The sequence below is a fragment of the Subdoligranulum variabile genome, from assembly GCF_025152575.1.
In the GTDB taxonomy this organism is placed as follows: domain Bacteria; phylum Bacillota; class Clostridia; order Oscillospirales; family Ruminococcaceae; genus Gemmiger; species Gemmiger variabilis.
Window position 1 is genome coordinate 973,645 of the sequence record NZ_CP102293.1, and the last position, 14,434, is coordinate 988,078.

Annotated in this window: 11 protein-coding genes; 9 read left to right on the plus strand and 2 right to left on the minus strand. The window is 62.5% G+C overall.

Annotation, left to right across the window (positions count from 1 at the left end; translation table 11 throughout):
* Positions 1-157: 157 nt before the first annotated feature.
* From glpK to NQ490_RS04895, 5 genes are all read left to right on the plus strand, one after another.
* Complete coding sequence (glpK, locus tag NQ490_RS04875; RefSeq protein WP_007047763.1) at positions 158-1,666, plus strand: glycerol kinase GlpK; 1,509 nt, start codon at positions 158-160, stop codon at positions 1,664-1,666.
* Positions 1,663-3,093: an NAD(P)/FAD-dependent oxidoreductase gene (locus NQ490_RS04880; protein ID WP_007047764.1), complete on the plus strand. Its 1,431-nt coding sequence runs from the start codon at positions 1,663-1,665 to the stop codon at positions 3,091-3,093. The genes glpK and NQ490_RS04880 overlap by 4 nt, the downstream gene beginning before the upstream one ends.
* Positions 3,094-3,105: 12 nt before the next feature.
* Positions 3,106-4,368, plus strand: a complete 1,263-nt coding sequence (locus NQ490_RS04885) for an NAD(P)/FAD-dependent oxidoreductase (protein WP_007047765.1) — start codon at positions 3,106-3,108, stop codon at positions 4,366-4,368.
* Between the two features lie 4 nt (positions 4,369-4,372).
* Positions 4,373-4,738 carry a DUF1667 domain-containing protein gene (locus tag NQ490_RS04890; RefSeq protein WP_007047766.1) on the plus strand — a complete coding sequence of 122 codons (366 nt, stop codon included), beginning with the start codon at positions 4,373-4,375 and terminating at the stop codon, positions 4,736-4,738.
* Positions 4,739-4,818: 80 nt separating this feature from the next.
* Positions 4,819-5,568 carry a WecB/TagA/CpsF family glycosyltransferase gene (locus NQ490_RS04895; protein ID WP_040917849.1) on the plus strand — a complete coding sequence of 250 codons (750 nt, stop codon included), beginning with the start codon at positions 4,819-4,821 and terminating at the stop codon, positions 5,566-5,568.
* Between the two features lie 58 nt (positions 5,569-5,626).
* On the opposite strand, the gene NQ490_RS04900 is transcribed toward NQ490_RS04895, so the two are convergent.
* Positions 5,627-6,499, minus strand: coding sequence for an aldose epimerase family protein (locus NQ490_RS04900; protein ID WP_040917850.1), 873 nt, complete (start codon positions 6,497-6,499; stop codon positions 5,627-5,629).
* Between the two features lie 302 nt (positions 6,500-6,801).
* Here NQ490_RS04900 and uxaC point away from each other — a divergent pair, with 302 nt between their 5' ends.
* Positions 6,802-8,244: a glucuronate isomerase gene (gene uxaC / locus NQ490_RS04905; RefSeq protein ID WP_007047770.1), complete on the plus strand. Its 1,443-nt coding sequence runs from the start codon at positions 6,802-6,804 to the stop codon at positions 8,242-8,244.
* 88 nt (positions 8,245-8,332) lie between these two features.
* Here the strand turns inward: uxaC and nrdG are convergent, their stop codons facing one another.
* On the minus strand, positions 8,333-8,881 hold the full coding sequence (nrdG, locus tag NQ490_RS04910) for an anaerobic ribonucleoside-triphosphate reductase activating protein (RefSeq protein ID WP_007047771.1): 549 nt from the start codon (positions 8,879-8,881) through the stop codon (positions 8,333-8,335).
* Positions 8,882-9,304: 423 nt separating this feature from the next.
* On the opposite strand from nrdG, the gene nrdD reads away from it, so the two are divergent.
* From nrdD to NQ490_RS04925, 3 genes are all read left to right on the plus strand, one after another.
* Positions 9,305-11,527 carry an anaerobic ribonucleoside-triphosphate reductase gene (gene nrdD / locus NQ490_RS04915; protein ID WP_007047774.1) on the plus strand — a complete coding sequence of 741 codons (2,223 nt, stop codon included), beginning with the start codon at positions 9,305-9,307 and terminating at the stop codon, positions 11,525-11,527.
* Between the two features lie 248 nt (positions 11,528-11,775).
* Complete coding sequence (locus NQ490_RS04920; RefSeq protein ID WP_007047776.1) at positions 11,776-13,032, plus strand: iron-containing alcohol dehydrogenase; 1,257 nt, start codon at positions 11,776-11,778, stop codon at positions 13,030-13,032.
* Positions 12,998-14,368, plus strand: coding sequence for an aldehyde dehydrogenase (locus NQ490_RS04925; protein WP_007047777.1), 1,371 nt, complete (start codon positions 12,998-13,000; stop codon positions 14,366-14,368). Before NQ490_RS04920 ends, NQ490_RS04925 begins: the two co-directional genes overlap by 35 nt.
* Positions 14,369-14,434 lie beyond the last annotated feature (66 nt).

The following is a 14,434-nucleotide window of genomic DNA, read 5'->3' on the forward strand; positions in this document are numbered from 1 at the left end:
CGCAAAATGCCCAAAAGGAGCGCTGCTTCTTTGTGGGTTCTGTAGATTTTCCGCCGGCAGCCCCGGCATTTTGTTGCAGTTTTCGGGGGCTATGCTACAATATTTTTATACAAATTGCGCGCCTTTGCAAAGATTCTGAGGGAAAAGGAGCACCGCTATGGGACAATACATTATGGCACTGGATGCCGGGACCACCTCCAACCGCTGCATCCTGTTTGACAAACAGGGCCGCATGTGCAGTGTGGCCCAGAAAGAATTCACCCAGTACTTCCCCAAACCGGGCTGGGTGGAACACGACGCCAACGAGATCTGGACCACCCAGCTGGGCGTGGCGCTCTCCGCCATGAACCGGATCGGCGCGTCGGCGGCGGACATTGCAGCCATCGGCATCACCAACCAGCGGGAAACCACCATCGTCTGGGACCGCAACACCGGCGAACCGGTCTACCGGGCCATCGTGTGGCAGTGCCGCCGCACCAGCGAACTCTGCGACCAGCTCAAGGCCCGGGGACTGACCGAGCTGTTCCGCCAGAAGACCGGTCTGGTCATCGACGCCTACTTTTCCGCCACCAAGCTGCTGTGGATTCTGGAAAACGTGGAGGGAGCCCGGGCCAAAGCCGAGGCCGGGGAGCTGCTCTTCGGCACGGTGGAGACCTGGCTGATCTGGAAGCTGACCTGCGGCAAGATCCATGTAACGGACTACTCCAACGCCAGCCGGACGATGCTTTTCAACATCCACACCCTGGACTGGGACGATGAGATCCTGAAAATCCTGAACATTCCCCGCTGCATGCTGCCCAGGCCTGTGCCCAACAGCGGTTTTTATGAGTACGCCGATCCCATGCATTTCGGCGGCGAGATCCAGATCGCCGGTTCGGCGGGCGACCAGCAGGCGGCCCTCTTCGGCCAGACCTGTTTCACGGCGGGGGACGCCAAGAACACCTACGGCACCGGCGGCTTTCTGCTGATGAACACCGGCGAACGGCCGGTACTCAGCCGCAACGGGCTGGTGACCACCATCGCCTGGGGCCTCGGCGGCAAGGTGACCTACGCCCTGGAAGGTTCCATCTTCGTGGCGGGGGCGGCCATCCAGTGGCTGCGGGACGAGCTGAAGATCCTGGAGGAATCCCGGGATTCCGAGTACATGGCCCTGAAGGTGCCCGACACCAACGGCTGCTATGTGGTGCCGGCCTTCACGGGGCTGGGCGCCCCCCACTGGGACCAGTACGCCCGGGGCGCCATCGTGGGACTGACCCGGGGCTGCAACAAGAACCATATCATCCGCGCCACCCTGGACAGCCTGTGCTACCAGGTCAACGACGTGCTGAAAGCCATGGAAGCCGACGCAGGCATCCAGCTGGCCATGCTCAAGGTGGACGGCGGCGCTTCGGCGAACAATTATCTGCTGCAGGCCCAGGCGGACATCAGCGGCGCCCCGGTGGAGCGTCCCTGCTGCGTGGAGACCACCGCCCTGGGTGCCGCCTATCTGGCCGGACTGGCGGTGGGCTACTGGAACAGCCCCGCCGAGGTGCTGCAGAACCGGGCGGTGGACCGAGTTTTCACCGCCCAGATCAGCGAGGAAGAGCGCGCCCGGCGCATCCGCGGCTGGAACAAAGCCGTGCGCTGTGCCTACGGCTGGGCCCGGGAGGAGGAAGAAGAACTATGAAGGACGTCATCATCATCGGCGGCGGGGTATCGGGCTGCGCGGCAGCCCGGGAACTGAGCCGGTACCAGGGTGAGTTCCTGCTCATCGACAAGGAGGAGGACGTCTGCTGCGGCACCAGCAAGGCCAACAGCGCCATTGTCCACGCGGGCTTCGACGCGCCCGCCGGCAGCCGGATGGCAGCCCTCAATGTGGCGGGCAGCCGTCGGATGCCGGACCTTGCCAAAGAGCTGGATTTTGCCTACCAACAGTGCGGCAGCCTGGTGGTCTGCCTCAGTGAGGAGGATCGCCCGGCCCTGGAAAAGCTGCTGGAAAACGGCCGCGCCAACGGCGTGGAGGGGCTGCGCATCGTGGAGCGCGCCGAGCTGCGCGCCATGGAGCCGAACATTGCCGACGAGGCGGTGGCGGCCCTGTGGGCGCCCACCGGGGGCATCGTCTGTCCCTTCGGGCTGACCTACGCCTTTGCGGAGAACGCCGCCAGAAACGGCGTGCAGTTCCAGTTCCACACCGAGGTGCAGCGCATCGAGCCCATGGAGGGCGGCTGGCGGCTCTTCACCAACCGCGGCCCGCTGGAGACCCGCTGTGTGGTCAACGCGGCGGGGGTCCACGCCGACGAGCTGCACAACCAGGTCAGCGGCGACACCATGACCATCGTGCCCCGGCGAGGCGACTATTTCCTGCTGGACCACGCGGCGGGGGCACATGTGCACCACACGATCTTCCAGCTGCCGGGCAAGTTCGGCAAGGGCGTGCTGGTGACCCCCACGGTGCACGGCAACCTGCTCGTCGGCCCCACGGCCACCGACATCGACGACAAGGAGGACACCGCCACCACCGCCGCAGAACTGGCAGAAGTCCGCGCCAAGGCGGGGCTGGCTGTAAAAGACCTGCCCCTGCGGCAGACCATCACCAGCTTTGCGGGGCTGCGGGCCCACGAGGTCCGGCACGAATTCTTCATAGAGGAAGCCGCCCCCGGTTTTGTGGACTGTGCGGGCATCGAGTCGCCGGGGCTTTCCGCCAGTCCGGCCATCGGGCTGGAAGTGGCCCGGCTGGTCCAGAACATCCTGCATCTTGCGGAAAACCCCGGGTTTGATCCCCACCGCAAGGGAATTCTGGACCCCAAGACGCTGCCCTTTGAGGAGCGGGCCGCCCTGGTGCGGGAACATCCCGCCTACGGCCAGGTCATCTGCCGGTGCGAGACGGTGACCGAGGGGGAAATTCTCGACGCCATCCACCGGGTTCCCGGCGCCCGCAGTCTGGACGGGGTCAAGCGCCGCACCCGGGCGGGCATGGGCCGCTGCCAGGCGGGCTTCTGCAGTCCCCGGGTACTGGAGATCCTGGCCCGGGAACTGGGGGTGCCCCAGGAGGCGATCACCAAGTGCGGCGGCGATTCCCGGCTCATCGCGGGCACCAACAAGGACAGTCTGTAAGGGGGCGGCCATATGAAAGAGATAGATCTTGTGATTCTGGGCGGCGGGCCGGCGGGTCTGGCTGCCGCCATCGCCGCGCGGAAGGCCGGTGTGCAGGATTTGGTGATCCTGGAGCGGGACCGGGAGCTGGGCGGCATTCTGAACCAGTGCATCCACAGCGGCTTCGGCCTGCATACCTTCCAGGAGGAACTCACCGGCCCCGAGTACGCCGCCCGCTTCGCCGACGAGGCGCTGGCCCTGGACATTCCCTGCAAACTCAACACCATGGTGCTGGACCTCTCGGCCGACCGGGTGGTCACCGCCGTCAACCGCACCGACGGGCTGTTCCAGCTCAAGGCCAAGGCCGTGGTGCTGGCCATGGGCTGCCGGGAGCGTCCACGGGGCGCGCTGAACATTCCCGGCACCCGCCCCGCCGGCATCTACACCGCCGGCACCGCCCAGCGGCTGGTGAATATGGAAGGGTACCTGCCCGGGCGGCGGGTGGTCATCCTGGGCTCCGGTGACATCGGCCTCATCATGGCCCGGCGCATGACGCTGGAGGGCGCCAAGGTCCTCTGCGTGGCGGAACTCATGCCCTACTCCGGCGGACTCAAGCGCAACATCGTGCAGTGCCTGGATGACTTCGGCATCCCCCTCAAACTCAGCCACACGGTAGTGGACATCCAGGGCAAGGAACGGGTCACCGGCGTGACCATTGCCCGGGTGGAGAACGGCCAGCCGGTGCCCGGCACCGAGGAGCACTTCCACTGCGATACGCTGCTGCTCTCCTGCGGGCTTTTGCCGGAGAACGAGCTGAGCCGCAGCGCCGGGGTGGCCTTGAGTGCCGTGACAAACGGCCCCCTGGTGGACGAAAGCCTGCAGACCAGCCTGCCCGGCATCTTTGCGGCGGGCAATGTGCTGCACGTCCACGATCTGGTGGATTACGTGTCGGAGGAGGCTGCCGCTGCGGGGCGCCATGCTGCGGCGTACATTCTGGGAAAATCTGCCCCGGCGGCGGACGAAGCCCTGCCGGTGACCGCGGCCAACGGGGTGCGGTACACCGTGCCCGTCACCGTCCACCCTGCCCGGCTGGACGGCAGCCTGACCCTGCGGCTGCGGGTGGGCAATGTCTACCGCAACAAAGTGCTGGCGGTCTACGCCGGGCAGGACTGCATCTGGCGGCGCAAGCGGCCGGTGCTGGCCCCCGGCGAGATGGAGACCATCGTTGTGAAGGGCGCGGCGCTGGACAAGCTGCCCGGCTGCGGCGGGCTGACCGTGACGCTGGAGGAGGCATGACCCTATGGAAAAACGTGAACTGACCTGCATCGGCTGCCCGCTGGGCTGTCCCCTGACGGTAACGCTGCACAAGGGCGCCGTGGTATCGGTAACGGGCAACACCTGCCCCCGGGGCGACGCCTACGCCCGCAAGGAGGTCACCGCCCCCAGCCGCATCGTCACCACCACGGTGCCGGTGCGCGGCGGCGTGCTGGCCGCCGTCAGCGTCAAGACCGCCGGGGAGATCCCCAAAGGCAAAATCTTTGACTGCGTCCGGGCTCTGAAAGCCGTGACCGTACCGGCCCCCGTGGCCATGGGACAGGTGATCCTGGCCGACGCCGCCGGTACCGGGGTGGATGTGATTGCCACCAAGGCGGTGGCAGCCCGGTGATTCCGGCCCCGGTGTTGAATCCTGACGCCGGGAATGGTATCATAGAGCGGTACGAGTTTTTGGAACCGGGAGGACCCTGCATGCAAAACCAACAACGGCCGCTGCCTGTCTGCGACATCATGGGGGTGCAGATCGCCGTCACCACCATGGAAAAGACCCTGCGCTGCATCGAGGAGCATCGGGAGGACTGGCGCGGGGAGTACATCTGCGTATCCAACGTGCATACCACGGTGACCGCCTATGAGGATGCGGACTACCGTGCCGTGCAGAACGGCGCCGTGCTGGCGCTGCCCGACGGCGGACCGCTGTCCCGGTACAGCCGCCGCAAGGGGTTTGCAGATGCCGCCCGGGTGACGGGGCCTGACCTGATGAAACAGCTGCTGCGGGAAAGCGCTGACAAACACTACCGCCATTATTTCTACGGTTCCACCCCCGAAACGCTGGAGATCCTGCGCCGGAAACTGGCGGAACACTATCCCGGCGCCGTCATTGCAGGGATGGAATCCCCGCCTTTCCGGCCGCTGACCCCCGAGGAGGATGCCGCGGCGGTGGCCCGCATCAACCAGGCGCAGCCGGATTTTGTCTGGGTGGGACTGGGCGCGCCCAAGCAGGAGCGCTGGATGGCCGCTCACCGGGGCCGGGTCCATGCCCTGATGGTGGGCGTGGGGGCCGCCTTCGACTACGAGGCCGGCAACATCCGCCGGGCCCCCGACTGGATGCAGCGCTGCAATCTGGAGTGGCTCTACCGGCTGCTGCAGGATCCCAGACGGCTGTTCCGGCGCTATTTTGTGACCAACACCAAATTCCTGTGGTGGGCGCTGCGCCACTGACACAGAAAAAAGGGACGTTCCCCGCGGGGAACGTCCCTTTTTTGCTGTATGAAATGAATCAGCCGATGGTCACCGACCAGGTGAAGGTCTTTTCGGCGCCGGGGCCCAGGACCTCGTGCCGGCCTTCCTCGTTCACCGAGTTGGCCCAGCCGTTCCAGGGCTCCATGCAGACAAAGCGCTCGGCATCCTGCTGCCAGAGCACGCCCTTGCCGAAGTTTGCCTCGTCAAAGGCCACCGTAACCTTGTGGCCGTTGCCCCCATCGGTGAAGACCATGGGGCTCTTCACGCCGGTGAGCAGCCGGATGGAATCGGCGCTGCCGGGCTTGCGGGTCAGGGTGATGGTCTCCGGCGCGGCGGGCTGCTCGCCCTTGGCATCCTCGGAGCAGGTGGCGGCCTGGATGTCGAAGCGGACATTGTCCAGGTTGCTGGCCGCAAAATAGGGATGGAAGCCCACGCTGAACGGCAGATCCTTGCTGCCGGTGTTGGCCACCGTCAGCGCCAGGGTGGCGGTGGCACCGGTCAGAGTGTACCGCATGGTCAGCAGAAAATCAAAGGGGTAGACGAACTTCGTCAGACCGTTGGGCTCCAGCGTCAGCTCGATGGCGTCGTCAGCGGCCGTCTTGACCTGCCAGGGCAGCAGGTCGGCGAAGCCGTGGATCTCCATGGGGTAGGCCACCCCGTCAAAGATGTGCACGCCGTTGTCCGGCTTGCTGCAGCTGGGGAACAGAATGGGAATGCCGCAGCGGGGACGGTCGGTGGACTCGAAGTTCTTGTCCCGCAGCCAGAGATACTCCTCCCCATCCTTGGTGAAGGAGGTGGCCATACCGCCCTTTTCGGGGGTGACGGTCAGGGCATAGGCCCCGTCGGTCAGGGTCAGCGTGTCGTAGCGCACGCCGTACTTTTCGTAGGTTCCTTTTTGCATGGTAGACATTACTAGCACCTCATCGTTGTGATCGGGGCAAACCGGTTTTGCCCTCTGCCTGGCTTCAGTATACCACACCCGGCGGCGCCCTGCCCAGTCCGTACAGCGTGCTTTTTGGGATTGCGCAACTTGTACAAGGCTGAACCGGCGTTTTTTGGTGGTTTTTTCGGGCATCCAGCAATTTTTACAACTTGTTGCAAGGGACACAGTTTTGTATAATAGTAGCAGAGTATGTGTTTTTCGCCCCTTGCGGGGCAAAACGCAGCACCGGTTCATCCATCCTTTATTATCAGTGTAAGGAGCGCCTGTACATGAAAGCATTTATGGACAAAGATTTTTTGCTGGACACCCCCACCGCCCGGCATCTCTATCATGATTATTCCGCCGATCTGCCCATCATCGACTACCACTGCCACATTCCCCCGCAGGAGATCTACGAGGATCGCCGCTTCGAGAACATCGCCCAGGTCTGGCTGGGCGGCCATCAGGTGCTGCCCGACGGTTCCGACGCCTACTTCGGCGACCACTACAAGTGGCGTGTGATGCGTTCCAACGGCGTGCCCGAGGAGTACATCACCGGCGACAAGCCCGACCGTGAGCGCTTCCAGAAATTTGCCGAGGCGCTGGAGATGGCCATCGGCAACCCGATGTACACCTGGTGCCATCTGGAGCTGAAGAAATACTTCGGCTACGACGGCGTGCTCAACGGCGACACCGCCGAGGAGGTCTGGAACCTCTGCAACGACAAGCTGCAGCATGACCCCAAGATGACGGTCCGCGGCCTCATCGAGCAGAGCAACGTGGCCATGGTGGGCACCACCGATGACCCCATCGACTCGCTGGAATGGCACAAGAAGATCAAGGAAGATCCCACCATCAAGGTAGTGGTGGCGCCTTCCTTCCGTCCCGACAAGGCCACCAACATCCTCAAGCCCGGCTTTGCCTCCTACATCCACCAGCTGGAAAAGGTGGTCGGCCGTGAGTTCAAGTGTGTGGGCTGCGTGATCAGCGCCCTGGAGGAGCGGCTGAAGTTCTTCGTGGAGATGGGCTGCCGCGCCGCCGACCAGGGTCTGGACTACGTGCCCTGCGCCGAGACCGACGCCGACAAGGCCACCGCTGCCTTCAAGAAAGCCATGGCCGGCGAGCCGCTGACCAAGGAAGAGGGCGACGCCTACACCGCTTACGTGCTACTGGCCATGGGTCGCCTGTACAAGAAGTACGGCGTGGTCATGCAGATCCACTACAGCTGCCTGCGCAACCCCAACGCCAAGATGTTCCAGAAGCTGGGCCCCGACAGCGGCTTCGACATGATCGCCGTGACGGACGGCAGCGTGGCACTGAGCAAGCTGCTCTCCAACCTGACCGAGACCGACGAGTGCCCCCGCATCATCCTGTACAGCCTGAACCCCTCCGACTTCGACATGCTGGGCACCCTGATGGGTTCCTTCCAGGGTGACGAGGTCCCGGGCAAGATCCAGCTGGGTTCCGCCTGGTGGTTCTGCGATACCAACGACGGCATGTACCAGCAGATGCGCACCCTGGCCCGCCTGGGCCTGCTGGGCAACTTCATCGGCATGCTCACCGACAGCCGCAGCTTCCTGAGCTACACCCGCCACGAGCTGTTCCGCCGCCTGATGTGCAACCTCATCGGCGAATGGGTGGAGAATGGTCAGTACCCCAACGACGAGAAGGCTCTGAAGAAGATCGTCGAGGGCATCAGCTACTACAACGCCAAGCGTTACTTCAACCTGTGATCTTTCCCCGTCCCGCGTTCCCTGCCGCAGGACGCTTGCCATAGGAAACAGAAAAAGGCCGCCCTTGTGGGCGGCCTTTTTCCGTTGTTTACATCGTATGGGTGGAGAAGATGGGGTCATCCTGCCACAGCACGACCTTGCCCGCCGCGCGGGTCTTGTTCAGGTCGATGATCCGCTGGTTGCTGGACCCCCGGAACCGCAGGCTGATGTCGTACTTGTCCTGCACGAAGTCCCCGTCCACCAGTACGTCCAGATACTGCAGGAACTCGTCGGTCACCTCGCACCGGCCGGGGCCGGGCTGCAGGATCTCCCTTTCATAATGGTTGCCGGTGTAGCACCAGATGGTCTTATGGGGGAACAGGACCTTCACATTTTTGACGAAGGGAAGCAGCTCCCGCTGGTTCTCCGGCTCAAAGGGTTCGCCCCCCAGCAGGGACAGACCGTTGATATACTCCGGCTCCAGGCTCTCCAGGATCTTGTTGCGCACCTCCTTGGTGAAGGGTTCTCCATAGTGGAAATCCCACGCCACCGCGTTGAAGCAGTTGGGGCAATGCCGCCGGCAGCCCGATACAAACAGGCTGGTGCGCACGCCTTCGCCGTTGGCAATGTCGCAGTATTTGATGGTTGCATAGTTCATGCTGGCATACTCCTTTTATCGCTCACAGCACCCCTATATCTTGTGGTGTCTGGTCATGTCTACCCTATGGGCACCCACAGTATACCAGCTTTACCCCGCCCCCGCAAGCCCCACCCCTTGCCACACGCTCGAATTTTCTTCGCTCTATCGTGTTTTTGTGTACATCCGCTCAAATTTACCAAAAAAAGCGGTCGAATTTCGTCACTTCTTTTTTTGCACGATGGGACGATGAAAACGGTATATTTTGTCTTTATCTTGCTTAAAACCACAATATCTTGTGGTTTTCGTGCTTGACTTTTTGGAGCCGGAGCGGTAAGATAATCTTGCTCGCAATCGGACCTTTATACGTTGCGGCATACAGATCGTTCCTTATACAAAACGTTATATATTCTACAGCTATCATTCAGTTGAGGAGAACCAAGCATGAAGATCATCAAGCGCAACGGCAGTGAAGCCGTTTTCGACATCACCAAAATTATTGCGGCGGTCACCAAGGCCAACAATGTTGTGCCCGAGAGCCAGCGCCTGACGAATCACCAGATCATCGAACTGGCCGACAAGGTCCAGGCGTCCTGCCTGAGCCGCGGCCATGCCATGAACGTGGAAGAGATCCAGGACATCGTCGAGGACGCCATCATGGCCACCGGTGCCTACGAAGTCGCCCGCAAATATATCACCTACCGCTATGTGCAGAGCCTCAAGCGCACCCACAACACCACCGACGACCGGATTCTGTCGCTGATCGAGTGCAACAACGAGGAGGTCAAGCAGGAGAACTCCAACAAGAACCCCACCGTCAACAGCGTCCAGCGTGACTATATGGCCGGCGAGGTCAGCAAGGACCTGACCATGCGCATGCTGCTGCCTCCCGAGGTCGTGAAGGCCCACGAGGAGGGCATCATCCACTTCCACGATGCCGACTACTACGCCCAGCACATGCACAACTGCGACCTGGTGAACCTGGACGACATGCTGCAGAACGGCACCGTCATCAGCGGCACCCTCATTGAAAAGCCCCATTCCTTCTCCACCGCCTGCAACATCGCCACCCAGATCATCGCCCAGGTGGCTTCCAGCCAGTACGGCGGCCAGAGCATCAGCCTGACCCACCTGGCCCCCTTCGTGGACGTGAGCCGCAAGAAGATCCGCCGCGATGTGGAAGCCGAGATGAAGGAGCTGGGCATCAACCCCGGCGAGGAGAAGATCTCCGAGATCGTGGAGGCCCGCCTGCGCGAGGAGATCAAGCGCGGCGTGCAGACCATCCAGTATCAGGTGGTCACCCTGATGACCACCAACGGTCAGGCGCCCTTCATCACGGTGTTCATGTACCTGAACGAGGCCGGCGACAACCAGCGCCTGAAGTCCGACCTGGCCATCGTCATCGAGGAGATGCTGCGCCAGCGCTACCAGGGCGTCAAGAACGAGGCCGGTGTCTGGATCACCCCCGCCTTCCCCAAGCTGATCTACGTGCTGGAGGAGGACAACATCCGCGAGGGTACCCCCTACTTCTACCTGACCAAGCTCGCTGCCAAGTGCACCGCCAAGCGGATGGTGCCTGACTACATCAGCGAGAAGAAGATGAAGGAATACAAGCTGTCCAAGGGCGAGACCGAGGGCAACGGCGACGTCTACACCTGCATGGGCTGCCGCAGCTTCCTGACCCCCGACCGCTCCGGCAACGGCTGGGACAACATCGCCAACGCCCAGAACTACGATGGCAAGCCCAAGTACTACGGCCGTTTCAACCAGGGCGTGGTCACCATCAACCTGGTGGATGTGGCCCTGTCCAGCGGCGGTGACTTCGACAAGTTCTGGAAGATCTTCGATGAGCGTCTGGAACTCTGCCACAAGGCTCTGATGTGCCGTCACAACCGTCTGAAGGGCACCCTCAGCGACGCCGCCCCCATTCTGTGGCAGTACGGCGCCCTGGCCCGTCTGAAGAAGGGCGAGCCCATCGACAAACTGCTCTACGGCGGTTACTCCACCATCAGCCTGGGCTACGCGGGCCTGTACGAGTGCTGCAAGTATATGACCGGCAAGAGCCACACCGATCCGGCTGCCAAGCCCTTCGCCCTGCACGTCATGCAGCACATGAACGACGCCTGCCAGACCTGGAAGAAGCAGCACGACATCGACTTCAGCCTCTACGGCACCCCGCTGGAGTCCACCACCTACAAGTTTGCCAAGTGCCTGCAGAAGCGGTTCGGCATCATTCCTGGCATCACCGACCGCAACTATATCACCAACTCCTACCACGTCCATGTGGCCGAACAGATCGACGCCTTCACCAAGCTGAAGTTCGAGAGCGACTTCCAGAAGCTCAGCCCGGGCGGCGCCATCAGCTACGTGGAAGTGCCCAACATGCAGGATAACCTGGAGGCCGTCATCAAGGTCATGCAGTTCATCTACGACAACATCATGTATGCCGAGCTGAACACCAAGAGCGACTACTGCCAGGTCTGCGGTTACGACGGCGAGATCAGCATCGTCGAGGAGGACGGCAAGCTGGTCTGGGAGTGCCCCAAGTGCCACAACCGTGACCAGAACAAGCTCAATGTAGCCCGCCGTACCTGCGGCTACATCGGCACCCAGTTCTGGAACCAGGGCCGCACCGCCGAGATCAAGGACCGCGTGCTTCACCTGTAATTTTCCAAAATATCCAAAAGCGGCTGCCTGAAGCCTTTCGGGCAGCCCTTTTTTGTTGTGTGGGCTTTTCAAATTCCCAGTTTTATGGTAGAATATAAAAGCGTCCCGCAGCCCCGGCCTCAACATTGCACAGTTGTGCGGTGCTTCGTCATATTTGACAATTTTCAAAAATTATTTAGCTAAAGTTTTACTTGACATTACCCGCCTTTTTGTCTTATCCTTTATCATAGCGTCCATAGTGGGAAAGGATGAGAAAAATGAACGTTGCCAAGAAGATTTATTGCCGTGTTTTTCAACTGGGCATGCGCATCGCCCTGCCCTTTTTGCCTTACCGGGAGCCCAAACTGATCGAGGGCGTCAGCGGTGTCCCCGCCGTGCTGCGGGAACACCACATCGACTGCGTCATGCTGGTCACCGACGCCGGGGTGCACGGTCTGGGCCTGACCGCCCATCTGGAGGAGGAACTCAAGGCCGCCGGCATCCGTTGTGTGGTCTATGACCGCACGGTGGCCAACCCCACCGTCGCCAACGTGGAGGAGGCCCGCGGCCTCTACCTGGAAAAAGGCTGCCAGGGTTTGATCGCCTTCGGCGGCGGTTCTTCCATGGACTGCGCCAAGGCCGTGGGCGCCCGCATCGTGCGGCCCGGAAAGTCGCTGGACAAGATGGAAGGCCTGCTTCATGTCATGCACCGGCTGCCGCTGCTCATCGCCGTGCCCACCACCGCCGGTACCGGCAGCGAGACCACGCTGGCCGCGGTCATCACCGATGAGAAGATCCACCACAAGTATCCCATCAACGACTTCTCGCTGATCCCCCATTACGCCGTGCTGGACCCCGACGTAACCCTCAATCTGCCCCGACAGCTCACCGCCACCACCGGCATGGATGCGCTGACCCACGCGGTGGAGGCCTACATCGGCCGTTCCACCACCAAGGGCACCCGTGCCGCTGCCATCGAGGCCGTGCAGCTGATCTTTGCCAACCTGCCCGAAGCCTACTACAACGGCCACAACCGGGAGGCCCGCGCCAACATGCTGCGCGCCGCCTATCTGGCCGGCACCGCTTTCACCAAGAGCTACGTGGGCTATGTCCACGCCGTGGCTCACAGCCTGGGCGGCCGCTACGGCATTGCCCACGGCCTGGCCAACAGCGTGCTGCTGCCCGTTGTGCTGAAAGCCTACGGCAGCGCCGCCTGGAAGAAGCTGGCCCAGCTGGCCCGCGCCACCGGCGTCAGTGATTCTGCCAGCGATGAGGCAGCCGCCAAGGAGTTCATCGCCTACATCGACGCCATGAACGCGGCCATGGACATTCCCGAGACGCTCCCCGGCATCCGCACCGAGGACATTCCCCAGCTGGCGCGCTACGCCGACCACGAGGCCAACCCGCTCTACCCGGTGCCGGTCCTGTGGGGGCCCGACCAGCTGGAAAACATGTACAAACAAGTTCAGGAGGTTTCCACCCATGACGGAAATGGAAATTCAAACCATTCTCAAACGGCAGCGTGAATATTTTGCTACCGGTCACACCCTGCCCGCCGAAGCCCGCATCGCGGCGCTGAAGAAGCTCAAGGCCTCGCTGCAGAGCCATGAGGCCGATCTGGCCCGTGCCCTCAAAACCGACCTGGGCAAGTCCGCTACTGAGAGCTATATGTGCGAGACAGGCCTGACCCTCTCTGAGGCCACCTGGATGATCCGCCACGTCCGCCGCCTCATGCGGGAACGCCGGGTGCCCACGCCGCTGTCCCAGTTTGCGGCACGGAGCTTCCGTTCCCCGTCCCCCTACGGCAATGTGCTCATCATGAGCCCGTGGAACTACCCTGTGCTGCTGACGCTGGACCCGCTGATCGACGCCATTGCCGCTGGCAACACCGCCATCGTCAAACCCAGCGCCTACGCCCCGGCCACCGCCGCGGTGCTGCAGCAGATCCTGGCGGAGTGCTTCCCGCCGGAGCATGTGGCAGTCGTCACCGGCGGCCGGGCCGAAAACCAGGCCCTGCTGCACCAGAAATTCGATATGATCTTCTTCACCGGCAGCAAGGCCGTAGGCAAGGAAGTGCTCCGCTGCGCCGCCGAGCACCTGACCCCCGCCGTGCTGGAACTGGGCGGCAAGAGTCCCTGCATCGTGGAGAAGTCCGCCAAGATCGGGCTGGCCGCCAAGCGGATCGTCTTCGGCAAGTACCTCAACTGCGGGCAGACCTGCGTGGCACCGGACTACATCCTCTGTGACGCCTCCATCCGCGACGAACTCATCGACGCCATCCGGAAGGAGATCACCGCCCAGTTCGGCGCCGATCCCATGGCCAACGAGAACTACGGCAAGATCATCAACGAGAAGCATTACCACCGCCTGATGGGGCTCATTGACCCCACCAAGGTGGTCTGCGGCGGCACCGGCGACGAAGCCGCCCAGCGCATCGCCCCCACCGTCATGAAGGACGTGACCCGGGAGGACGCCGTCATGGGCGAGGAGATCTTCGGACCCATCCTGCCGGTGCTCACCTACACCGATCTGGATGCCGCCCTGGCCGATATTGAGGCCCAGCCCCATCCCCTGGCCCTCTACCTCTTCAGTGAGGACAAGGCCATCCAGCGCAAGGTGCTGGACCGCTGCCACTTCGGCGGCGGCTGCCTGAACGATACCATCATCCACCTGGCCACCAGCGCCATGCCCTTCGGCGGCGTGGGTGAGAGCGGCATGGGCGGTTATCACGGCAAGGCCGGTTTCGAGGCTTTCAGCCACCTGCGCAGCATCGTGGACAAGAAGACCTGGCTGGACATGCCGGTGCGCTACCAGCCCTACGACAACCAGAAAGACAAGATGCTGCGGTTCTTCCTGCAGTAATCTTCATAGGAAAACCGCCCCGCAAGGCTCTTGCGGGGCGGTTTTGCATGTACGGTTCCGGCAAAA